Source organism: Ruminococcus sp. OA3, assembly GCF_022440845.1.
Lineage (GTDB): Bacteria > Bacillota > Clostridia > Lachnospirales > Lachnospiraceae > Ruminococcus_G.
Map to the genome: position 1 here is coordinate 2868898 of NZ_JAKNTO010000001.1, position 21027 is coordinate 2889924.

General features: G+C 44.6%; 27 protein-coding genes and 1 pseudogene. 3 read left to right on the plus strand and 25 right to left on the minus strand.

All coding sequences use genetic code 11. The features are described 5' to 3' along the window. Window positions 1–15 precede the first annotated feature (15 nt). The 14 genes and pseudogenes from MCG98_RS12855 to MCG98_RS12920 form a co-directional block, all read right to left on the minus strand. On the minus strand, window positions 16–1110 hold the full coding sequence (locus tag MCG98_RS12855) for a C45 family peptidase (RefSeq protein WP_240302344.1): 1095 nt from the start codon (window positions 1108–1110) through the stop codon (window positions 16–18). Window positions 1111–1331: 221 nt separating this feature from the next. Then, a pseudogene (locus tag MCG98_RS12860) lies at window positions 1332–1421 on the minus strand (carboxymuconolactone decarboxylase family protein); the annotation flags it as partial. A gap of 75 nt (window positions 1422–1496) precedes the next feature. Next, the gene (locus MCG98_RS12865; RefSeq protein ID WP_240302345.1) at window positions 1497–2669 is read right to left on the minus strand and encodes an iron-containing alcohol dehydrogenase; all 1173 of its coding nucleotides are present in this window, start codon (window positions 2667–2669) and stop codon (window positions 1497–1499) included. Between the two features lie 51 nt (window positions 2670–2720). Then, window positions 2721–3770 carry a zinc-binding dehydrogenase gene (locus MCG98_RS12870; RefSeq protein WP_240302346.1) on the minus strand — a complete coding sequence of 350 codons (1050 nt, stop codon included), beginning with the start codon at window positions 3768–3770 and terminating at the stop codon, window positions 2721–2723. Window positions 3771–3785: 15 nt separating this feature from the next. Beyond that, the gene (locus MCG98_RS12875; protein WP_240302347.1) at window positions 3786–4433 is read right to left on the minus strand and encodes a flavodoxin; all 648 of its coding nucleotides are present in this window, start codon (window positions 4431–4433) and stop codon (window positions 3786–3788) included. A 148-nt stretch (window positions 4434–4581) separates the two neighbouring features. Then, window positions 4582–5214, minus strand: a complete 633-nt coding sequence (locus MCG98_RS12880; RefSeq protein WP_240302348.1) for a TetR family transcriptional regulator — start codon at window positions 5212–5214, stop codon at window positions 4582–4584. A 125-nt stretch (window positions 5215–5339) separates the two neighbouring features. After that, entirely contained in the window at window positions 5340–5813 is a 474-nt protein-coding gene (locus MCG98_RS12885) for a flavodoxin (protein ID WP_240302349.1), read from the minus strand. A gap of 57 nt (window positions 5814–5870) precedes the next feature. Next, on the minus strand, window positions 5871–6551 hold the full coding sequence (locus MCG98_RS12890) for a dihydrofolate reductase family protein (RefSeq protein ID WP_240302350.1): 681 nt from the start codon (window positions 6549–6551) through the stop codon (window positions 5871–5873). Between the two features lie 123 nt (window positions 6552–6674). Then, window positions 6675–7019: a histidine kinase dimerization/phospho-acceptor domain-containing protein gene (locus MCG98_RS12895; RefSeq protein ID WP_345891723.1), complete on the minus strand. Its 345-nt coding sequence runs from the start codon at window positions 7017–7019 to the stop codon at window positions 6675–6677. Then, the gene (locus MCG98_RS12900; RefSeq protein ID WP_240302351.1) at window positions 6958–7833 is read right to left on the minus strand and encodes a HAMP domain-containing protein; all 876 of its coding nucleotides are present in this window, start codon (window positions 7831–7833) and stop codon (window positions 6958–6960) included. The genes MCG98_RS12895 and MCG98_RS12900 overlap by 62 nt, the downstream gene beginning before the upstream one ends. Window positions 7834–8026: 193 nt before the next feature. Further along, window positions 8027–9139: an aldo/keto reductase gene (locus tag MCG98_RS12905; protein WP_240302352.1), complete on the minus strand. Its 1113-nt coding sequence runs from the start codon at window positions 9137–9139 to the stop codon at window positions 8027–8029. A 34-nt stretch (window positions 9140–9173) separates the two neighbouring features. After that, a complete protein-coding gene (locus tag MCG98_RS12910) occupies window positions 9174–9944 on the minus strand; it encodes an SDR family NAD(P)-dependent oxidoreductase (RefSeq protein ID WP_240302353.1) in 771 nt (256 codons plus the stop codon). Between the two features lie 37 nt (window positions 9945–9981). Then, on the minus strand, window positions 9982–10521 hold the full coding sequence (locus MCG98_RS12915; RefSeq protein ID WP_240302354.1) for a flavodoxin family protein: 540 nt from the start codon (window positions 10519–10521) through the stop codon (window positions 9982–9984). Between the two features lie 12 nt (window positions 10522–10533). Continuing rightward, window positions 10534–10755 (minus strand): hypothetical protein, encoded by a 222-nt coding sequence (locus tag MCG98_RS12920; protein ID WP_240302355.1) that lies wholly within the window; start codon window positions 10753–10755, stop codon window positions 10534–10536. A gap of 195 nt (window positions 10756–10950) precedes the next feature. Here MCG98_RS12920 and MCG98_RS12925 point away from each other — a divergent pair, with 195 nt between their 5' ends. Further along, entirely contained in the window at window positions 10951–11868 is a 918-nt protein-coding gene (locus tag MCG98_RS12925; RefSeq protein ID WP_240302356.1) for a LysR family transcriptional regulator, read from the plus strand. 7 nt (window positions 11869–11875) lie between these two features. Here the strand turns inward: MCG98_RS12925 and MCG98_RS12930 are convergent, their stop codons facing one another. The 11 genes from MCG98_RS12930 to yfcE form a co-directional block, all read right to left on the minus strand. Continuing rightward, window positions 11876–12313, minus strand: coding sequence for a histidine kinase dimerization/phospho-acceptor domain-containing protein (locus tag MCG98_RS12930; RefSeq protein ID WP_240302357.1), 438 nt, complete (start codon window positions 12311–12313; stop codon window positions 11876–11878). Window positions 12314–12344: 31 nt separating this feature from the next. Next, on the minus strand, window positions 12345–13292 hold the full coding sequence (locus tag MCG98_RS12935) for a DUF1848 domain-containing protein (RefSeq protein ID WP_240302358.1): 948 nt from the start codon (window positions 13290–13292) through the stop codon (window positions 12345–12347). 81 nt (window positions 13293–13373) lie between these two features. After that, the gene (locus MCG98_RS12940) at window positions 13374–14417 is read right to left on the minus strand and encodes an ABC transporter permease (protein ID WP_240302359.1); all 1044 of its coding nucleotides are present in this window, start codon (window positions 14415–14417) and stop codon (window positions 13374–13376) included. A gap of 1 nt (window position 14418) precedes the next feature. Continuing rightward, window positions 14419–15414 carry an ABC transporter permease gene (locus MCG98_RS12945; RefSeq protein WP_345891661.1) on the minus strand — a complete coding sequence of 332 codons (996 nt, stop codon included), beginning with the start codon at window positions 15412–15414 and terminating at the stop codon, window positions 14419–14421. Then, window positions 15411–16145, minus strand: a complete 735-nt coding sequence (locus MCG98_RS12950; RefSeq protein WP_240302360.1) for an ABC transporter ATP-binding protein — start codon at window positions 16143–16145, stop codon at window positions 15411–15413. The genes MCG98_RS12945 and MCG98_RS12950 overlap by 4 nt, the downstream gene beginning before the upstream one ends. Then, window positions 16142–16300, minus strand: a complete 159-nt coding sequence (locus tag MCG98_RS12955; RefSeq protein WP_240303485.1) for a hypothetical protein — start codon at window positions 16298–16300, stop codon at window positions 16142–16144. The genes MCG98_RS12950 and MCG98_RS12955 overlap by 4 nt, the downstream gene beginning before the upstream one ends. Window positions 16301–16431: 131 nt before the next feature. Further along, window positions 16432–17448 (minus strand): HAMP domain-containing sensor histidine kinase, encoded by a 1017-nt coding sequence (locus MCG98_RS12960; protein ID WP_240302361.1) that lies wholly within the window; start codon window positions 17446–17448, stop codon window positions 16432–16434. Between the two features lie 2 nt (window positions 17449–17450). Further along, on the minus strand, window positions 17451–18116 hold the full coding sequence (locus MCG98_RS12965) for a response regulator transcription factor (RefSeq protein WP_240302362.1): 666 nt from the start codon (window positions 18114–18116) through the stop codon (window positions 17451–17453). 104 nt (window positions 18117–18220) lie between these two features. Next, window positions 18221–18448, minus strand: coding sequence for a DUF2007 domain-containing protein (locus MCG98_RS12970; protein ID WP_240302363.1), 228 nt, complete (start codon window positions 18446–18448; stop codon window positions 18221–18223). Between the two features lie 34 nt (window positions 18449–18482). Further along, window positions 18483–18860, minus strand: a complete 378-nt coding sequence (locus MCG98_RS12975) for a nuclear transport factor 2 family protein (RefSeq protein ID WP_240302364.1) — start codon at window positions 18858–18860, stop codon at window positions 18483–18485. An 80-nt stretch (window positions 18861–18940) separates the two neighbouring features. After that, window positions 18941–19486 carry a phosphodiesterase gene (gene yfcE / locus MCG98_RS12980; RefSeq protein WP_240302365.1) on the minus strand — a complete coding sequence of 182 codons (546 nt, stop codon included), beginning with the start codon at window positions 19484–19486 and terminating at the stop codon, window positions 18941–18943. Between the two features lie 222 nt (window positions 19487–19708). On the opposite strand from yfcE, the gene MCG98_RS12985 reads away from it, so the two are divergent. Together MCG98_RS12985 and MCG98_RS12990 are read left to right on the plus strand one after the other, a co-directional pair. Further along, window positions 19709–20728, plus strand: coding sequence for an SPFH domain-containing protein (locus MCG98_RS12985; RefSeq protein WP_240302366.1), 1020 nt, complete (start codon window positions 19709–19711; stop codon window positions 20726–20728). A gap of 1 nt (window position 20729) precedes the next feature. Then, window positions 20730–20933, plus strand: coding sequence for a PTS ascorbate transporter subunit IIC (locus tag MCG98_RS12990; RefSeq protein WP_240302367.1), 204 nt, complete (start codon window positions 20730–20732; stop codon window positions 20931–20933). Window positions 20934–21027: the final 94 nt, after the last annotated feature.

Below are 21027 nucleotides of genomic sequence, written 5' to 3' on the forward strand. Positions count from 1 at the left end.
TTCTCCCTTCCTTCCCTACTCAACAGTAATGCTATAGCCCTGTTCGTAATTTTCCCTGTGGTAATACGTCAGTTCCTTCGTCTCTTGATTCATAACAATGCTCCACTCTGTAGATTCAAATTCACCGAAGTTATCTTTGCTCACACTGTCCAGCGCGTCCCTCACGTCTGTCTCAGTCATGGTTTTCTTTTCTCCCAGCGTTTCGCTTAGAATGTCGAATCTTTCATGGGACTGGGATGTTCCGATTCCCTGTTTTTCACCTTCAGACAGATAAAAATTAGTGACAACAGGTGTTTCTGTAACACTCATCTCATTGTCTACATATTCCACGACTACGCTGTTCCCAGCTGTATCAGAAAGAGCCAGATGGATCATCATTCCCATGGATGCATGTAAGTCGTATTGCTCCAGTAAGCTTAGCGCTTCCTCCACATTTGCAGCCTGATCAAGAAGGAGACGAATGGCTGTAGTGGTGGTAATGTCCGGCTTCCCTGTATCCTGCTCTATGGTATCGGTGTCTTCAATCATGTTGACAGATACGGCTAATCCCTCTTCGTTCATGCCGTCCAGCGGCGCATACATCCCGATGATTGCCTGTGCCGTGTCCGGAAGTCTTGAAATGTCCAGACCTCCTGCCTGGATAAAGTCCATGTTGACTGTGGAAACAGAAGCATATCCGTTGTCCGGTTTGGAACTGATAATCAGCCCGTTACAGGTATTCCAGTCAAAGTTCCTTCCAAACAAGTTCCCGCCTTCCTGATTTGCCACAGACAGGGTGCTGCATCCGAAGGGATTTCCACCAAAGAGAAGTTCCGGTATATTGGAAGACAGCTGACCTGCCACATACTCTACCACTCCTTCATCGGAGGACGCACCGCCCTGCTCAAGGAACTCGTCAAATCCGTAGTTTCCTTCATAGCGGACAACAGATAATCCATCCTCCAGTTCTGTTATATCAGTATCTGGTGTGATGGTATTCTTCGCCATGTTTTCTCCCTCTGCTGTTTTTGTCTGTACTGTATTTTCAGATGTATTTGTATTTTGTGCACACCCGGTTACAGTACTAAAGATCAGGGTGATCATGCATACTATGCATAGTTTCCTCTTCATTTTTTTGCACTCCTTTCATCTGTTAATACTGTAAGCCCCAGGAATAACATGCCGCTAACAAAAAGATAAACAATTTCTAAACTGCTTTTATCACAACATCCATAATTTTAGATAACTAAATAATGTATTTGTATAGTTTTAAACAATTTATTTTTGTGTTACATTATGAATCTACATTATGAACAAAAGAGGCTGCTTAAGAGTAAGCATAACTCTTAAACAACCTCCCCAAATAATACATCATCATTTAATTCAGCAAACTTTGGTGCAAAATCTCCCAGTTTACCCTTTCCCGCAGTTACCTTTTCCATCTCAATCATCCTTAACTGCTTTTTTATTCCCGCGAGCAACGAGCCAAATAGCCATGCTTGTATGGACATTTACTGCTACATACTTTCCTCGAAAATCTTCTTGATTTCTTCCTGTGTCAGCACCTTATATCCACCTTCCATAACAAGGGTACTCTTCACAAGTCCATCCAGCATGTCTTCTGTCACGCCAAGCTCACGGATGTTCATAACTACCCCGATTTCTTTCATCCATGCCTCCATGGCATTTAATCCTTCTGCCGCTATCTCTTCCTCTGATTTTCCTTCCGGATTTATGCCCCATACATTCATGGCAAACCGTTTGAACTTTGAAAGCCCATAAGGCATGATATAACGGTAATATGGCAGCGATACTGCGGAAAGAGTCATTCCGTGGGTTGCGTCTGTATGAGCCCCCACTGCCTGACCAAGCATGTGTACCATCCAATCTGTAGATTTACCCATTGCCACAAGGGTATTCAATGCCCAGGTAGCTGTCCACATAATATTACTTCTGGCCTCATAATTATCCAGTTCTTTGACTGCAATTCTGCTGCTGTGGATGAGTGAGCGCATCAGCCCTTCCATCAGATAATCGGATGTATTGTCATCCTCCCCGGAAAAATACTGTTCACATATATGGTTCATGATATCATAAAAACCGGCAGTCATCTGGTACTTCGGAAGCGAATAGGTAAATGTAGGATTCAATACCGCAAACTTCGGAAATACACGTTCCCCAAACACATGCCCGATCTTCAATTTACTTTCATGATTAGTGATAACTGCACCGCCATTCATCTCCGAGCCTGTGCCAACCATCGTCAGTACGCAGCCTACCGGTATTACTCCTGTGTCAGCATCCACATCCTCAAAATTCAGATAATATCTTTCCCAAGGGTCTTCCTTGCAATTGACAGAGATAGAAACTGCTTTGGCATAATCACAACAGGAACCGCCTCCTACTGCCAGGATAAAGTCCACCTGATTGTCTCTTGCAATCTGAACACCTTCATAGAGCTTTTCCACCGTCGGATTTGGCATAACGCCTCCGTCCTCAAAGATTTCTTTTCCGTTGGCCTTTAAAATGGCAGTTACTTTGTCATAGATTCCATTTTTCTTAATAGAACCTCCGCCGTATACAAGCTGCACGTTCTTTCCATATTTTGGTAGTTCCTCATTTAAATAATCTAAAGAATCCTCCCCAAAATATAATTTTGTAGGGTTTGAAAAGACAAAATTTCCTAACATGATACCCTTCTCCTTTCTGTCAAAAATCTTTTAATTAGTTGCGTTCTTCTTTCAATTCATTCCTACTACAGTTTTTACCACCGGATCGTCTGCCGTAATCTGACGTTCAAACGCCTGCTGCAGCTGTTCCAGGGGCAACACCTCTGTTACGTATTTTTCCGGTTCAATCATACCGCTGGCTATCAGGTCAATGGTTTCCCCGAACTCTTCCCGAGTACAGGAAACACTTCCCATCAAATCAATTTCCTGTAAAACAGCACGGTTCATCGCAAAGGAAATTTCCGGTTCGATTGAATTTCCAATCATGACGATCCTGCCGCCCGGCCGCACTGCATCCATGCAGGCAGCCAGCGCATCTGTGGCTCCCACTGCCTCAAACACAATATCAAATCCGCCGTCTGTAGCTTTTTTGAAAGAAGACGCCCGCTGCGAATCAGTTCCATCAAAATACTCATCAAAAATACCAATCTCCTTTGCTTTTTGAATTTTAATATCATTTACTTTTGACATAGCCACATAGGAAGCTCCTGCCTTCTTGGCCAGCTCGCCCAACATCTGCCCTATGATGCCGCTGCCAACAACCAAAACCTTGTCATGAAGCTTGATTCCTGAGCGGCGGATGGCATGGTAGGCAACCATCAGCGGGTCAATCAGCGCAGCGGCTGTATCGGATACTGTATTCGGGAGGCAGTAGGCTCTGGACGCTTCACCCACATAGTATTGGGCATAAGCCCCATTGCACACGAATCCGATATAGTTAGTGCCATTAACCTCCCGACACAACTGCTCCTGCCCTGCCCCGCACATATCGCATTTTCCGCAATACAGATTCGCCCAGAATGTCACCCTGTCACCCTCTTTGAACTGGCTGTCCCCGGGATTTGTAACCACACCACAGAACTTATGGCCCATAATGAAATCGCCGTCCTGCCTGCCCCAGCCTTTTCCGGACTTCCACATATGTACATCACTTCCACATACACCGCATGCGGACACCTTAATCTCAATTTCGCCGGGTTTCAGTGTCGGAATCGGCACTTCTTTAATCTCAATATTCTGCGGTCCCGTCAGTACGGCCGCTTTCATCATTCTTTGTTTCATAATGGAAATTCTCCTTTATTCTTGTAAATTCTCTATCCATGTCTGCACTTCCTCTTTGGAAACACCGGAGTTAAATCGTTCCCCTTCAAGCCAGTTCCCACTGCCGGCCAGATCTTCCAGCGTCTCTGCGCTAGAGCCAATCCCGCTACCTCCAGAAGTACAGAACGGAATGACCGTAAGTCCGTCAAAATTGTAATGTTCCACAAAGGTACTCATAATACGCGGAGCCTGCCCATGCCAGATGGGATATCCAAGATACAGCGTAGTAAATCCGTCCATGACAATGTCCTCACTGCCAATCTCCGGACGTACGTCCGGATTGTCCATCTCCTGTGAGGTGCGGCTTTGGTCATTACTATAATCCAAGTCTTCCTCCGTATATGAATCAGCCGGAGCAATCTCATAGATCTCTCCTCCCGTAAGTTCTGCAATCCGTTCCGCTGCTGCCTTTGTATTACCGGTCGCTGAAAAATATGCAACCAATACATCTGTTCCAGCATCCGGCTCCGCATCCACGGCAGAAGTTTCCGTACTCTGCTCTGCGCCGGATTCCTGTACATCTGTATTATTTTCGTCAAATGGGCTGCTGTTACCACAGCCAGTCATACTGAAAATCAAGCATACTACGATGAAAAGACCAGATAATTGTCTCATTATTTTCATATATTTGTTTCTCCTTCTGCTCTGCCTGCGCTTCTGAACCATAAAGAAGTCAAAGACCCCGAAGCGAGCTGCGAGGTCTTTGACCCTCTCGGCAGTCGCCAAGGCCAAGCAATCTTGACTTTGGCTCGTTGCTCGCGGATATTAACGATTATCCCTCAAAGGGTCGCAGGATTTTTACAACAAAGAGCTTCGTAAGCTCATAAATAGTGCAGTGTACATAGTCCACATGAGCCAGCCGCATAGCCTCCATCTGCTTTTCTGTATGGGAAGTATAGGGATAAATCCCAAACAAAAACGGGAAAAGGGCATAGAGGAACTCTTGAATATCATTCACTCCCATAGATGGAAAAAACTTTTCCAGACAGCAGCTGATCGCCCTTAAAGCATTTGCATACTCCTTTTTAAACGATACCAGATTTTCAATCCGGCTGTTCCCTTCCATATCGTAGAGATTCATGCACATCAGCTTAAGCATGCATCCCCTCTTTTCCAATGTGCGTGCCAGTTTATCCGCAAAGCCATCGACAGATAAGGAACTATTTGTTCGGGCAATTTCTTTTAAATCCGCAATCCATAATCTGTGTTCCCGTTCCAGCAGCGCCAAAAAAATTTCTTCTTTTGTCTGAAAATAATTATAGATGGAAGTACGGGTAAACGAGGTCTTGGCACCGATGTCCCGAATTGTAATATCTTTGAATCCCATCGTCTCATAAAGAGAAGCACAGGCATTAATAATCTCTTCTTTTCTTGCATTTGTTAATTCTTCTGAGCCTTTTGGCATAGCTGTTCCTTCTTTCCCGGCTGGCTGTTTTGTTCTGTTATGTGAAAATCCAGCCGTTTCTGAAATTCATTATAGACACTTTCTGACACTGCGTCAATTCAAAGAAACAACTAAATAAAAAGTGCTTATGAGTTAAGAATACGTTTTGCCCATTTTGCTGCATCGGAACCATTCAATAATTTTCCCTTCGCCCAATTTGCATCCGGACAATGCGCTTTCATACTATCTTCAGCCTTGCCGATTCCACTGCCGCCGGAAGTAGCAAACGCAATTAATGTTTTTCCTGAAAAGTCGTAGCTTTCAAGGAACGTATCTACAATACGGGGTTCTACATACCACCATACAGGGAAACCAATCATGACTGTGTCATACTGATTCATGTCCTGCACAGGTTTTGCAATGGCTGGACGGCAGTCTGGATCATTCATTTCCACTGTGCTGCGGCTTTTTTTGTCCATCCAGTCCAAATCAGCGGAGCTATAAGGCTGCACCGGAGCAATCTCATAAAGATCCGCTCCTATCGCCTCCGCCATTTCTTTTGCTACACGGGCAGTTACACCGCTTGCTGAAAAATATGCGATTAATATTTTCTTATCCATTCTAAATTCTCCTTTAAAATTTCGACATTTACGTTATGTTTCAAAAACCTGCTATTCTTATTTTGAGGTCTGATACCGGAGCCATACCGCACCGTTTTCATATGTTTTGACGGTCTTTAACTCTATTGGAATAGGTTCTTTATCTTTAGAGAATCCATCAAATACTGCCGGCATCCCCTGCCTCCCATCAATCCCTAAGCCAATCAAAATGCTGATTTCATCTAATAATCCGGCATCGAGGAATGCACTGTTGATAGCCGGTCCGCCAACAATCCCCAGTCTTTCTACTCCAAATTTCTCTATAAGTATTTCCATAGCTCTGGCAAGGTCGATTTTCTCTCTGCCACAGGCAATCCATGAGATATTTCTTGTATCAAGGTATTCCAGATACTCTATGGAAACCTGTTCACTGGTGATGATTACATGTGGCTTAATTGCTTCCGTATCGTCTTCCCATAACAGCGTTCCCTTCGTATCCACGATGACCTCATAGCCATCCGCTTCAACCTTTTTGGAAAATCCCTCTTTCCCGAATAACTCGCTTTTCCCAGCTTGAAATACCCCCGGCATTGCCAGTTCCAATTGTGCCGTCACCCTGCCGCTCAGCGTAGAAGACAGGTTTAATTCTTCCAGCGTAGTGTAATACTCCTTCACACCCGTCAGCTGTCCAACCATTTCACAGTCAATTCTCCCATCAATTGATGTCATCATATGACAAATAATGTTGGGTTTTTTCATCTTTACTTTCCTCCAATCATATGTAACAATGAGTTCGTTTCTATTCTGACACCATGTCACCACTCGTAATATAGCACCATTCTGACACCGTGTCAATATCATTTCAAAAAAATTTGTCCGTATTTACACCTTTTCATTAAAAATAAGATATGATTCTGAAGCCCCTGAATCCACCTGTCTAACGCACTGCGAAGCTTTTTGTTCTGCGTCAGGTCTTAAGGTTTCCAGATAGTGCTCCACAAACTCCCTGAAGTCTGACGCCTCCATATGATACCGAAATCCATTATCCAGCCTGCTGTACTCAGAAAGGCTGTCTACCAGGCTCACCAGATTTCCAGTTCTGGTCTGAATCGCCTGCAGGTAGCGCATTCTTTTTTCCGGAGTGTCAGCAATCCCCTCCACCAGATCATCCAGATAGCCACTGATGGAGGTCAGGGGTGTGCGCAGATCGTGGGAAATCCCTGTGATAAGAGCGCGTCTTTTTTTCGTCTCCCAGACGCTGTTCTACAGATTCCTTCAGGTAAGCCCGCATTTCTTCAAAATCCATGCATACTTGTCCAAATTCATCTTTTTTCCGGTATTCTATCCGGGTATCCAGATTCCCCTCCCGAATCTCTTTTGTACCCATGCTGAGCTGTCTCAAAGGCTTTAAGATACTTCCGGATATCCACCAGGATGTGAACCCATTTACAAGCAGCGTCAATACAATGAAGAAGAGGATAATCCCATACAGGTATCTGAGAATATAATTTTTCAGGTAATTCACCACGCCCTGATCCGTCTTCTGGCGGTGGACTGCCGTAATACAGAATGTCTTTTCACCGCGGTAAAATGTGTTTTTTATAACGGATACTTCATGTCTGCTGGCAGTCAATGTCTTTGCTGTGTCAATGGAATCCCCTGCCACCGAACGGGCGGCCTGCATATCCTCTTCCGTAAGGTTTGTATAAATCAGTTTTTCATTTTTCGTAATCATGAACTGATATCCCATTCCGGACAGTTTATTCTCCAGATGATACATCTCATCACTTTTCCTGATTTCGCCTGATGTATCCGTATGTTCCCCCTGCCCCCAGTTATTCTCCCACAGCTCCTGCTGATAAGTATAAATCATGCTCTGGGCAAACTGTATGCTGTTCTCATCACTGTACATAGCTTCCAATGTATACCAGAAACTGCCAAGCGATGTATGCAGACAGACATTGATTACGATTGCTGTAAATATAATCGGTATTAAAACCATCATAATATTGGACAGCCTGATCTTTTTCTTAATTGTCAATGAAATACTCTCCTTTATCCCGTATTTTTACTGGATCCGGCATCCTGTCTCAAGCAGTGTATAGGCTTTTCCCCAGTATTCTTCCTTTGTCTTTACTTCGATTACATCAAATCCCTGTTTTACTTTCACTCAGAATTACAGGTTAGCATACGTGGATAAAGGATTTCTCGCATAAAGATAAACATTTTGTAAACTAAATGCTGCCCATCATAGCTTTCATTTCATCCATGTATTTTGGAATGTCAAATCCCTGTGGGCAGTGTTCTTTGCAAGAACCGCATCCCACACAGGCAGCTGGCTGCTTTTCTTGTACGACAGCTTTTAAACTATTGAGGCGCCATGCACCACCAAGTTTTGCTTCATTGTAAGATTTAAGCAGTAAGGGAATATCCAATCCAATGGGACAATCCGGACAGCAATAACGGCAGCCTGTACATGCTACCGCCAAGGCAGAATACTGAATCCTTGCAGCCGTTTTTATTTTTTCTTGTTCTTCTCCTGTAAGGGGGACTGCTTTTTCAAAGGTATCTATGTTATCAAATACCTGAGCTTCATCACTCATCCCACTTAAAACAACCTGTACATTTTCAAGATCCATCGCCCATCTCATTGCCCAGGAAGCCAGAGACGCCTCCGGCGTTGCTGCCTTTAATTCTCTGCCTGCCTCTTCCTTCAGATTTGCAAGCATTCCTCCATGAACTGGCTCCATGACCATAACCGGAATTTGCGCTTTAGCCAATATTTCATATAACTGCTTTGCGTCTCCATAATACCAGTCATAATAATTTAACTGGATTTGTACGAAATCCCACGGATAGGCTTTTAATATTTCCAAAAGTTTTTCCGGACTGCCATGATAAGAAAAACCAAGATATTTGATTTTCCCTTGTTTTTTCATGGTGTCGAAATAGGCTATACAACCACACGCTAACATGGTATCCGCAAAACTATCCTGAATCCCATGCAGGAGATAAAAATCAATATATTTCATTTGAAGCCGTTCCAACTGCTGCGCAAATTGTGCACGGTAATCCGGGTTTGCCTGCAGATTGAATTTATCCGCCAAATAGAAACTACTGCGTGTGTATTCAGCTAATGCCCTGCCTAAAAACTCTTCTGACTTGCCTCCATGATAGATATAAGCGGTATCATAATAGTTGATGCCACTCTTCATACAGCAGTCAATAATTGCTTTTGCTTTCTCATACTGAATCTTTGAATCATCCTGATCTTCTACTGGCAGTCTCATAACTCCCATACCCAGTCTGGAAATGCGGATACCATCCTTATATTCTTTATATTGCATCTTGTTTTACCATCCTTGTGCAGAGATTATCATTTTACAGAAACGCACCATTGCAGACCTGCAGCACCTGCCCACGGACAGCTCTGCCCATCTTGCTGGCCAGATACAGGCAGGCATATGCCTGATCCATTGCTTCACATTCCGGACCCGGAAAATAAACATAATGGCCGCTGTATTTCAGCATTTCATTTCCTCCCGGCTGCTCTCCCGCCTTGTTGGCAAGGTGTGCCGGTGTGATTGTTGCCCCGGGTGCTACGGCGTTACACCTGATATTTGTATCGATCAGCCGCATTGCCACATTTTTTGTCAACGTGTTCAATGCGCCTTTTGTAGAAGTATAAGTTGCGCCGCAGAAAGGACGGTTTCCATTTACAGAAGAAATATTTATAATGATCCCTTCATTTTTAGGCATGAATATCTTTAATGCTTCTCTGATATACCTCATCGGTCCTCCCAGATTGGTGTTCATTACCTGCATCATCCATTCATCATCGGTCTCGTCAATCATCTTCTGTTCGCCGATTCCTGCGTTATTAATCAGGATATCCAAGTCTCCAAAAGTCTCTATTGCCTTCTCCATAACCTTCTTTGTGTCTGCCGTGGAACAGGTATCCGCAACAATTCCAATTGCCTTTCCACCCCTTTTGCAAATTCCCTCTACTGCCTGATCCAGTTTCGCCTTTCCTCTGGCGGTCAGGACAACACTGGCACCTTCCTCTGCAAAAAGTTCCGCCATGGTCTGTCCCATTCCATAGCTTGCCCCGGTAATAACCGCAACTTTTCCTTCTAACATTTTTGCTTCCATGATTTTCAATCTCCTTTTTCCTTTTATAAGCTCCAGCTTATACTCCTTTTCCCATACGATATGCTTTTTCCAGAGCCGGATGTTGTTCCATCTCATCCGATTTATCCACTCCGCCTGCAAATACGGTTCCTGCAAGAGACGCTTTTTCAAAACAGGAAATCCATCCGTTCAGCCCTGTAAGCGCTCCGTTCACAGCATCCTCATATTCGTCTGCCGCTGTTGCCAGCAGATAAATTTTCCGGAACCTGTAATCTGCAAAATAAAGCGGGTTAGCCCGGTCGAGTATGGTTTTCATCTGCCCGCTCATCTCGTAATAATAAACAGGCGTGGCAAATACGATTGCATCTGCCGTCAGCATTTTCCCGGCAATGGTATTGGCATCATCTCCAATGACACATTTTCCTGTGTGCTGACAGGCAAGACAGCCCCGGCAGAAATCAATCTTTTTATCTCGGATTTCTATCTTCTCTACAGAATGACCCGCTGCCTTGGCCCCGCTCATAAATTCATCAGCCAAACGTTCTGAATTGCTCCCTTTTCGCAGACTGGTTGAAATGATTAAAATATTCTTTTTCATTTTTTCTTCTCCTCATTTTTTAATTTGGTATACTAGATAGTCCAGACAGTAAATCTTCTTCTCTTCCCTATGCACGTTGCTCAGAAGCCGTCTCCTGTGCTTTTCCAACAGTTCCAGTTGTTTCTCTTTCTGATTTTCGTCCAGATATAAAAGAAAATCTTGAATGGTTTCCATCCCACACCCGGCATCCCTCAGGTTTTGTACTAACTCTTCTTTGGATTCTGAATTTATCATTAATTGTGCAGCACCTCCTACATTATTTCTGCTCTATGTATAGTATAATTTGGCCGCCATACAATAGCAAATATTTATATTTGATTGTTATGTATAGTTGAAACCTATTTATTTTTATGTTAGACTTACCTTAGAACTTAGCCTAACTGATATAAAGAATCATAACAATATTATATAAAATTAAGGGGATGTCATATGGAATTACGGGTACTTCAGTATTTTTTGGCAATTGCCAGGGAGCAGAGCATTGTGCGGGCAGCCCAGTCACTGCACCTTTCACAGCCTACTCTTTCAACCCAGATTAAAAATATGGAAGAAGAATTGGGAAAACAGCTCTTGATTCGCGGAAACAAAGGGTCACGGAAAGTCACACTGACTGAAGAAGGAATGATTTTGCGGAAACGCGCAGAAGAGATACTGGATCTGGTTAGAAAGACAGAGAAAGAAATAACCGTCGCCAACGATATCACTGTGGGTGATATCTATATCGGAGCCGGCGAGACAGATGCAATACGCCTGATTGCAAAAACTGCAAAAAAACTGCAGCAATCCCATCCCGGCATTCATTATCATATATCCAGCGGAAATTCTGAATTTGTCACAGAACGTCTGGAAAAAGGACTGATTGATTTCGGTCTGGTATTTACCAACATAGATTTGACAAGATTTGATGCACTGAAAATGCCTGCCAGGGATGTCTGGGGTGTTCTCATGCGGAAAGATTCAGTTCTGGCACAGAAAGAATCTATTACTCCAAAGGATTTATGGGACAAGCCCTTGATCTTTTCACAGCAGGAGGATAAAGGCGGAAGTGTCACACAGTGGATAAAACGAAAAACCTCTGATTTAAACATCGCAGCTACTTATAATCTTATATTCAATGCTTCCTTAATGGTGGATGAAGGTCTTGGATATGCAATTACCTTTGACAGAATTATCAATACGACTGGTGACAGTAATCTTTGTTTCCGTCCACTAAACCCACCTCTTGAAAGTGAGATGAGTATTATCTGGAAGAAATATCAGGTACTGTCAAAACCTGCCGAAAAATTCATTGGGGCACTGCAGGAACAACTATACTCAGACAGCAGATCATCCGGTATACCCCTGTAATCCGTTTTCAAGCACTCTCTCTTCGTTCCGGATTCTCTTTGCAGCAATTATAGGATATACAAGGAATACGGCAAAAGGAAAAAGCGGGATCATTGATAATTTCTCCGTATTCCTGTACCGTCTTGTTATCCGGCACTGGATTTTTGGCGAGCAGTTCCGCAAATCCTTTAATAGGGGAAAGAGGCGTTTTCACATCATGGGTTATGTTCGTAATCCATTCCCTGCGCACCCTTTCGGTTTCTTCCTGCAGATTATCACTGTAGCGAATTTCACGGTCCATTTCGTTCAGGGCAGTATAGACCTTGCTGAATGAACCTTTCTCTTCAAGCGGTGTATAGATACGCACACGGATGTTTCTGATACTTTTTGTAATCCTTCCAAGATGTTTTGAAAGCCGGAATCCGTAGACAAAAACAAATACAAAGACAGCACCCAGCAGAAGCACAATACTATTACGGAATACCGGAGAAATTCTTTTACAATTTTAATACCTGCTGCCCGCAGATGATTCCGCTGTTTAAGTAGGTCTTTTGCGCCCCTTGACAAACGGCATCTGTTTTCTTCAAATGCCCCAGAAGAAGCGGAGAATCCGGATCGTGGTACCTGTAATTTTCAAATGCTCTCTTTGGGTTCTTGTTTGCGTAGCAGTATTTACAGCCATTCATGCAGGTATCGTAGGCACCGATGTCCCGACTTTCAATGCAATGGCAGCCTTGGCGCATTCCGTTATGCTTCAAGTCCCTGAACACAACACCGTTTGCACCGCCAAGAATATCAAGTGTCAGACACCCGGAAGAATGTATCCCATATTGCGAATAATCACCGTTTGTTCCGCAGGTCTGAATGTATAAACCATATTTGGCGGCCGTCTCACCTAAACCTTTTGCCAGGGCAGCCTTGTCCATATCTGAGAGCAGTATCAGCTCCGGCATATTTGTTTCCAGCTTTTTATACATCTCTACAAAGCTGAAAATGCAGCGCTCAACGAAAGGAGCAAGTTCCTTTGCCATCTTCTCAAAAGTATTCAGATGAGTTTGAATCGTATATTTTTCTGTCAGCAGCACAGGGTCATACCGCCATGCAACACGCTGTTTTCCGACAATAGCCGACAGTTTCTTCAGCGTTTCCATACTTTTTTCAATGTCCGGCACACCGGGTTCAATATCCTTACCATAAGCGGTAATGGTATAGTGAAAATAGGTGTTGAATCGGCTCGTAATATCTGTCAGATCATTTAGTATCGGCTCGTAATCCTTGGAGCAAAATGCGACGCAATCAACCTTGTCCGGAGTTAATTCATAGCGGGTAACCTTATTGGGAAACAGCGGGTTACGCGAAAGCACATAGCCTTCTTTAAATCGTTTCAACAGCCATTTCGTGTAATACTGGACAGTATCTGTTCTGCCTCCTGTGTTAAGTATCATGCTTCAGGTTCTTATCTCAAATCAAAATGACAAAGGACTTTTGCACACGCAAAAGTCCTTTGAAATGTCCGGACTGCTCATTTATCTTTCAGTGCTGCTGCGACCTTTATAAAAATGTGAATTCCGGCTGTATAATGTATTGGAGCCCAGGTAAATCACAGTCCAGACCACACAGTGCACAAGCAGTGCAGCCAGTGCAGTCCACACCTCCTGAGTCTGTCCGGCCTGCAGATCCATCAGACCGTAAAATGCTGCGCTGGAAGGCAGCAGATATGTCCATATCCTCGCAGTGCTGTCTGAAGGGATGATCAGATAGAACATGATAGGAGGCGCAATATACAGGAGCATGAAAATCTTAATATAAATGATACCGATCATCAGTCCCCCCGAAATACGCCCGATAAACAGCCCTGTCAGCGCTGCAAGGAATGCCGACAGGATGAGCACGCATACGAAGGGAATGAGCTGCCGGACTTCAATTCTCATGCAGATAACCGCTGCAGCCGCTGCCGACAGTATGCCTCCGGCGAACCCCAGTATTATTTTCTGGATCATATAATCTGCTGCCGATATCGGCAGTATCTCGTTGATAAAGGTGATCCCGTCTTCTTTTTCACCGATCATACTCATCGCATTAAACGTACACCCCATGAACATGGCAGTGACCAGCGTGATCACGACCAGAAGTGATTTCAGGCTGTCGCTGCTTCCTCCCGCAGGAATGACTGTCCTGTCGGACGCATCTACCCCATCACGATTCTCGAAAAGCCCGGGAAGCGTATCAGCGATAACGGTATTTATCCTCAGTTCATCCCCGGAGAGAAGCGTTTTGATTCCATCGCCGTCCGAAAGAACGCCGATCATCTGAGTTGCCGGATCATTGACACCGTCGTATAACGACTCTGTCGTATCAAATACGGTCACGCGTCCGTTGCTTTCCAGCCAGGCACTACACTCCTCACGGAGATCATCTGTGAGAATGCCAAACGATATCTCATAGACAGATGAGAAACCGACACCTGACAACAGATTGATGGCAAATGCCGCAGCGATTGGCAGCAGAAACGTCAGAATACACATTTTATCCCGCCAGACATTTTTCAGCTGATATCTCAGTCCAGTCACATTATCCCTCCTTTACCATCTCATGAACAAGTGCCCTGTGCACCAGGCAATACAGCAGAACAACAGCTGCCGCACAGGAAAAATAATAGATGCCAGATGCAGACGGGACCAGAAAGTATGCGTTCTTGACTGCCATGAACATATGATACATTGGATGATACCTGATCAGGCTCCGCGCAGCCCCGGTCTGTCCTGCGAGAAACACCGGTGTCGTGATAAATACAGCGAGCACCAGATATAAAAGTGAAAACTGTTTAAAATCAGGCAGCCGCACCGCACACAGAAAACCAACGAGCGCCATGATCAGAGACAAAATACCGGATTGTACCAGCACGGCGGGCAGTACCGCTGTTCCCTCCTGCGCTCCGAGGTTGACAAGCGTCAGGAAGATGACAAACACCAGGTCAGACATCAGGAAAATGCATAACTTCGACAGTATAAACGCTGCAGTACTCACCGGGAGTATGCCGTGAACCCGGATCACACCCATCTGTTTTTCCTTAAACAGCATGGACGCCAGTCCCAGAAAACCGACAGCAGCCAGTTCAAAAAACAGAACTTCTGCCGTGATCTCCCTGCGGTTTTTCATCTCCTTGCTGTCAGCGCCGATGAGATCCGCCCGTTTTTCGTGTTCGGGACTCAATCTGGACAGCGCCCAGGCCGCCCGGTAATTGTCCGTACTATACACGCCGGATGATACCATATAGATTTCCGGGCTGCCGCCGGAAGCGTCGATGCCGACAGCATACCCATCCGCACAGGCCTCTTTCAGTTCATCCATGCCGGCAGCCATGACCACATTTTCAGACACCGTCTCCTGCGTATTGTAAGGGTCATACAGATAGACCGGATAAATGTCCTGGTCTGTATTCACAAAGACAAAATTGATATAGCAGGAATAAAGTATCAGAGAACCTGCGGCGAGCAGCAGAAATTTGCTGGACAGCATCAATCGGAAGTCCTTTTTTAACAGTGAAAAAAACACTCTGCGCATCATTCCAGCCCCCTCCCGGTGTACTTCATATACACATCTTCCAGAGTTGGTTCCTGGGAAAGGCTGCTGTTTTTTCTTTTCAGTTCCCAGGGCGCGCCCAACGCTTTAATCTCCCCATCAGCAATAAACGCAACACGGTCGCACAACAGGTCTGCATCCATCATATTATGCGTCGTCAAAAAGATGGTGGTCCCCTTCTCTTTTTCTTCTCGTATGATGCTGCGGAAAAGTACCGCCCCTGCGGGGTCGAGCCCGCTTGTCGGTTCATCCAGAAACAACAGTTTTGGATTATTAATCAGCGCCCTTGCCATACTGACACGCTGCCTCATGCCTTTCGAATAGGAGGCAACCGGCTTTTTCAGATAATCTCTCTTAAATTCCAGTTGATCCAGCAGCTCCCTGGCATCCCTGCACTGTTCCCCGGGATAGAAAGATGCAAAATAATTAAGATTGTCGAGTGCACTCAGATTTGTATACAGATATGGAAATTCGAAAAGCACCCCCGTTTTTTCCTGGAATTTTTTTCTCTCATGCGGCAGCTCCTGTCCGAATACCTGAACATGACCGCCGTAGCCTTTAAGAACACCCGTTAAAATCTTCTGTGTTGTGGATTTTCCGGAACCATTTGGACCCAGAAATCCGAAAATTTCTCCTTCCGATACCGTAAATGTCAGACCGTGAAGTGTCTGTTTGTTTTTCCGATAAGCAAACGTTAAATCATTGACCCTTATCATTCCATTCCACCCCATTTATCACGACTGCATGTTTTGTTTTTCTCCTGCCGCCTTCCCCACCACTTTACAAATTTAATTTTCAGAGGAATACAGATCGCAGCTGCAATGACAATGACCAGCCACCAATACCACTCCATACCTAAGATCATATTCACATCGACCTCCTTTTAATTTGATACGGTTAGTATAGAAAGCCGCGGTGAATTCAAAGTGCGGGCGCTGTGAAATCCAGGTGAAAAAAAAACCCTCTGCTCTGTATTGAAGAGCCGGGGGCGCCGTTATGACCTTATAAAATTGTTGAAAAACGAAAGTAAAATTCCACTCCGTCCGCGTGATTTCGGACTCCGTAAGGAGCATGATACAGGGAAAGAATCTGAGCAGCCATGGCAAGTCCCAATCCGGAACCGCCGCTTGCAGAGTTCTCTCCGCGATAAAACTTTTCCCATATCCTGGGCAGTTCCCTTTCAGGTATTGCATCTCCATGATTAAATATGGAGAAATCAAGATGCCGTTCTGCGCATGTAATCCTCAGCCTGATTTCCCCACCCGGACGAACATACTTTTTCGCGTTTTCTATAAGATTGCCCACTACTTGTTCCATGCGGTGCTTATCCGCCAGGACAAACACTTTTTGTTCCGGCAGTTCATAAGAAAAACTAAAATGGATCCCCGGTGCGTCGAGCAATGAACGTCCGGCAACGGTCTCTGCAAGTTCTATAAAATCAAAACGTTCCTCTGTAAATTTTGCAGCACCTACCTCCAGTGCGGAGAGATCAAGCAGCGAGACGAGCAGATCGTTCATGCGGTCCGCAGCCGACAGGATGGAATCCATGTACTGCAGTTTCTTTTGTTCATCCGTCTCCTCCTTTAACCCTTCCGTATAGGCCCTGATCAGACCGAGCGGTGTCTTCATCTCATGCGACAGACTGTCCGCCAGTTCTTTTCTCTGTTCCAGCGCCTCCTGCAGATTAGCAGACATTTTGTTCAGGCTCTGTGACAGCTCACCGAATTCGTCTTTCGTGTGAATCATACAGTGTGCGGTAAAATCCAGCTCTGCCATCCTTCGGGCGGTATCCCTGATCTCTTTCAGTGGTTTTGAGATCATTTTTCCCAGCAGAAAGTCAACCCCAAGGATCACACCAATCATTAAGATAAACCAGCTCCAGAAAGCTATGTTGTGATCTGCCGGCAGCTCCGAAGTGATCAGGTAAAATATCACAATTGTTCCGCCGGTCAGTTTTGAGAGCAGCAGGACCTTCTTCCGGATCGTATTCAGCTCTCGGAACATTTTCTTGTTTTCCATCATCATACCTCGAATTTATAGCCGGAGCGTATCAGCGTAACAATATGACGTCCCTCACTTCCAAGCTTTTGACGCAATGTTTTTATATGCGTATCGACAGTTCTCGTACTTCCCTCGAAATCATAACCCCAGATACGGTTCAGCAGCTGTTCCCTGGAAAATACCTGATCTTTATTTCTGATAAAAAACAGCAGCAGCTCATACTCTTTATGCGTTAATCCGACAGCTTCTCCGGATACGGTAACGGTGTGGGATACCGGCTGCAGTACAATCTCACCCGCCATAAGCACATCTTTTGGGTCAGACATTTTAGAACGGCGCAGTAATGCATTCACTTTTGCCAGAAGAATTTTGGGACTGAAAGGTTTCGTCATATAGTCGTCCGCACCGTATTCATATCCTTTCAGCTTATCATCCTCGTCACTTTTAGCTGTCAGGAAAATAATCGGTATATCGAACATTTCCCGCGCAAGACGGCAGACCGCAAAACCGTCGATGTGCGGCATCATGATATCCAGGATGACCAAATCCACCGGATGATGCTTCAGGATGGTGACCGCATCAATACCGTCATCGGCAGGAATGCAGGAATGACCGCCCCGTTTTAAGAAATCAACAATAATGCTCTGCATCTCTTTTTCATCTTCCGCGATCAGAATCACCGCCATAGCATAGTCCTCCTGTTATCTGTCTATGTTCATCTCATGCCAAAATATAACAGGCGGGCAGTCATCTGGGACTTACCCGCCCGGATTATTTCCAGGTAACTACTCTATACCAGCCCCATACCTTCTAAGATTTGGAGCGCCTGCTGAACATCCGTATCCGCCACAAAAATGTCCTCGCCATATTTTGAATTGCCTGCGTATATATTCAGAATCCCCGCGTTTCCCAAATCCTTCTTGTATGCGGGAATTCCGCTGTCTTTTAACTCATTCAAAATCATCTCCGCCTGCAGATTATCCTGTGCGGTAAATATTTTAACCGGGCTGCGTTCCATATGCCTGTTCCTCCGTTTCTGACCTGGTATTACTCTATAACGTCGTAAAAGTTTTACATACGATCTTCCAGGTGTCATCCGACTTTACCAGGTGGAAATAGTCTTCCACGTATGCTGCACCAAAAAAATTATCGACTGCGATGGATGCCGTGGCTATCTTACCTGTCACATGAACAGAGGTAACGACATACCGGCAGTCTGTCCCCTGTTCTGCCATGGATGGTTTGGAGGCAAGATCCTGGAAAAATGGCTCGGGAGTACCGGATAAGCAGACATCTCCCAGATATCCGTACATGGCAGCCTCTTCTGAAAAAATGGTTTTGAGGCTTTCGATATCCGCATGTTTCACTGCTTCAAAATAGTTGTCCAGCAGATTCTTAATTTGTTCCACATCTGAATAATGTAAATTCATAACAACACCTCTTTCCCTGCTATAGTTATTTTTATCATAACACGAAAATGCCATACGGGCAATCCAGTCCTCCTGTCACCTTACAATTTCATTTCGTGATAGATACTTCCATCCATCGTCTTCCACTCTGCGCTGCTGTTCTCCAGTATCATATAGCTGTGCGTGCTGCCGGCTTTGGGAATTGAGACAGAACCCGGATTCAGATAAAGGTTGTGGTTTCCAAAAGTCTCCCACGCCGGGATATGGGTGTGACCGTGCAGGAGAATATCATCCGGCTGCAGTGGGGGCAAATTGCCCGTATGGTGAATGTGTCCATGCGTCGCATAGATCAGCCGCGGGACCACCTGGATGATACAGTAATCTGCCATCATCGGAAATTCCAATACCATCTGGTCAACTTCGGTATCGCAGTTGCCCCGCACACAGAAAATCTGCTGTTTTCTGTCGTTCAGCATCGTGATCACCTGTTTTGGCGCATAATCTTTTGGAAGATCATTTCTGGGTCCATGATATAAAATATCTCCCAGCAAAAGCAGTCTGTCCGCCTGTTCTCTTTCATATGCCTCCAGCATTTCTTTGCAGTAATACACAGAACCATGGATATCCGATGCAATCATAAGTTTCATTTCGATTCGCTCTCCCATCATTTGTTGTATTCAATATTCTTAAGGTAACGTTTTCCCCGGTTACACTTCTCATATAAATTAAGTTTACTACATTTCATTGATACAAGCCAGCAAATAAATGAATCAACCAGCTTTTTTGTTATGAAATCAAAGATTTAGCACATTGACTTTTTAATACCTTTATGATATCATATTGATATCAACATAAACGGAGGATTTATTATGAAAGAAAAAGTATTATCAAACAGAAAGAATGGGATGCCGGCATTGATTCTTACAGTTTTGCTCTATCTGGCAGCTGTGGCAGGATGCATCTTCGGGGGAATCATGGTCAGCAAAGGGATGACAGCTGCCGTACTGATCGTATCTATTGTTTGGCTGACGATTGGATGGTTTCCGCTGATGGGCCTTAAAGTCCTGAAACCTCAGGAAGCACTGGTTCTGACCTTGTTCGGAAAATATACCGGTACACTCAAAGACGCAGGATTTTACTTTGTCAATCCTTTCAGCACGAGTGTCAATCCGGCAGCCAAAACAAAATTAAATCAAAGCGGCGATGTTGACAACGGAGAAAAACATCCGCTTTCATTATCAATCAATGGCAGTGCAATAAATACCGAAAGTGTTAATAAGAAACTCTCACTGAAAATCATGACTCTGAATAACAACCGTCAGAAAATCAATGACTGTCTCGGCAACCCTGTTGAAATCGGCATCGCTGTGACGTGGAGAGTAGTGGATACTGCACAGGCAGTTTTTAATGTCGACAATTATAAAGAATATCTTTCTCTGCAGTGTGACGGGGCTCTCAGAAATATCGTACGTAATTATCCTTACGATGTAGCGCCGAATGTCGATACCACAGGAGATGGCATCGCGGATGAGGGAAGTCTCAGAGGTTCCAGCGAGATCGTGGCTTCGCGCATCCGGGATGAGATACAGAAAAAAGTAACGGATGCAGGTCTTGAAGTGATCGAAGCCCGTATTACTTATCTGGCTTATGCCCCTGAGATCGCTGCTGTAATGCTTCAAAGGCAGCAGGCTTCTGCGATCATTGATGCCCGAAAGATGATCGTCGACGGTGCTGTCGGCATGGTAGAAATGGCGCTGGAACGCCTGAATGAAAATCAAGTGGTAGATTTAGATGAAGAGAGAAAGGCTGCAATGGTATCTAATCTTCTGGTTGTGCTCTGTGGCAGCCATGATGCACAGCCCATCGTGAATTCGGGCAGTCTGTATTAACATGGCAGATGCAAAGAAAAAACAGATACCGCTGAGACTTTCGGTAAAGTTGTATGATGCCCTCGCAGCCTGGGCAGAAGATGACTTCCGTTCCGTGAATGGACAGATCGAGTATTTGCTTACAGAATGTGTACGTCAGCGGAAAAAGAACGGAAAATATGTATCTGAGCATTTAGATGAACCCATTGAATTGGATATTGAATAAAATATGAACATACTGAAAGGCCCGAAGTAAATAAAACTTCGAGCCTTTTAAACATGATGTTAATTGACCATGCGTCATATATTCAAAAATAGCA

Excerpts from the sequence above, each read along its gene's own strand:
- MCG98_RS12855 (WP_240302344.1), bottom strand. The coding sequence starts at position 1,110 with ATGAAGAGGAAACTATGCATAGTATGCATGATCACCCTGATCTTTAGT.
- MCG98_RS12865 (WP_240302345.1), bottom strand. The coding sequence starts at position 2,669 with ATGTTAGGAAATTTTGTCTTTTCAAACCCTACAAAATTATATTTTGGG.
- MCG98_RS12870 (WP_240302346.1), bottom strand. The coding sequence starts at position 3,770 with ATGAAACAAAGAATGATGAAAGCGGCCGTACTGACGGGACCGCAGAAT.
- MCG98_RS12875 (WP_240302347.1), bottom strand. The coding sequence starts at position 4,433 with ATGAAAATAATGAGACAATTATCTGGTCTTTTCATCGTAGTATGCTTG.
- MCG98_RS12880 (WP_240302348.1), bottom strand. The coding sequence starts at position 5,214 with ATGCCAAAAGGCTCAGAAGAATTAACAAATGCAAGAAAAGAAGAGATT.
- MCG98_RS12885 (WP_240302349.1), bottom strand. The coding sequence starts at position 5,813 with ATGGATAAGAAAATATTAATCGCATATTTTTCAGCAAGCGGTGTAACT.
- MCG98_RS12890 (WP_240302350.1), bottom strand. The coding sequence starts at position 6,551 with ATGAAAAAACCCAACATTATTTGTCATATGATGACATCAATTGATGGG.
- MCG98_RS12905 (WP_240302352.1), bottom strand. The coding sequence starts at position 9,139 with ATGCAATATAAAGAATATAAGGATGGTATCCGCATTTCCAGACTGGGT.
- MCG98_RS12910 (WP_240302353.1), bottom strand. The coding sequence starts at position 9,944 with ATGGAAGCAAAAATGTTAGAAGGAAAAGTTGCGGTTATTACCGGGGCA.
- MCG98_RS12915 (WP_240302354.1), bottom strand. The coding sequence starts at position 10,521 with ATGAAAAAGAATATTTTAATCATTTCAACCAGTCTGCGAAAAGGGAGC.
- MCG98_RS12920 (WP_240302355.1), bottom strand. The coding sequence starts at position 10,755 with ATGATAAATTCAGAATCCAAAGAAGAGTTAGTACAAAACCTGAGGGAT.
- MCG98_RS12925 (WP_240302356.1), top strand. The coding sequence starts at position 10,951 with ATGGAATTACGGGTACTTCAGTATTTTTTGGCAATTGCCAGGGAGCAG.
- MCG98_RS12935 (WP_240302358.1), bottom strand. The coding sequence starts at position 13,292 with ATGATACTTAACACAGGAGGCAGAACAGATACTGTCCAGTATTACACG.
- MCG98_RS12945 (WP_345891661.1), bottom strand. The coding sequence starts at position 15,414 with ATGATGCGCAGAGTGTTTTTTTCACTGTTAAAAAAGGACTTCCGATTG.
- MCG98_RS12950 (WP_240302360.1), bottom strand. The coding sequence starts at position 16,145 with ATGATAAGGGTCAATGATTTAACGTTTGCTTATCGGAAAAACAAACAG.
- MCG98_RS12960 (WP_240302361.1), bottom strand. The coding sequence starts at position 17,448 with ATGGAAAACAAGAAAATGTTCCGAGAGCTGAATACGATCCGGAAGAAG.
- MCG98_RS12965 (WP_240302362.1), bottom strand. The coding sequence starts at position 18,116 with ATGGCGGTGATTCTGATCGCGGAAGATGAAAAAGAGATGCAGAGCATT.
- MCG98_RS12970 (WP_240302363.1), bottom strand. The coding sequence starts at position 18,448 with ATGGAACGCAGCCCGGTTAAAATATTTACCGCACAGGATAATCTGCAG.
- MCG98_RS12975 (WP_240302364.1), bottom strand. The coding sequence starts at position 18,860 with ATGAATTTACATTATTCAGATGTGGAACAAATTAAGAATCTGCTGGAC.
- yfcE (WP_240302365.1), bottom strand. The coding sequence starts at position 19,486 with ATGAAACTTATGATTGCATCGGATATCCATGGTTCTGTGTATTACTGC.
- MCG98_RS12985 (WP_240302366.1), top strand. The coding sequence starts at position 19,709 with ATGAAAGAAAAAGTATTATCAAACAGAAAGAATGGGATGCCGGCATTG.
- MCG98_RS12990 (WP_240302367.1), top strand. The coding sequence starts at position 20,730 with ATGGCAGATGCAAAGAAAAAACAGATACCGCTGAGACTTTCGGTAAAG.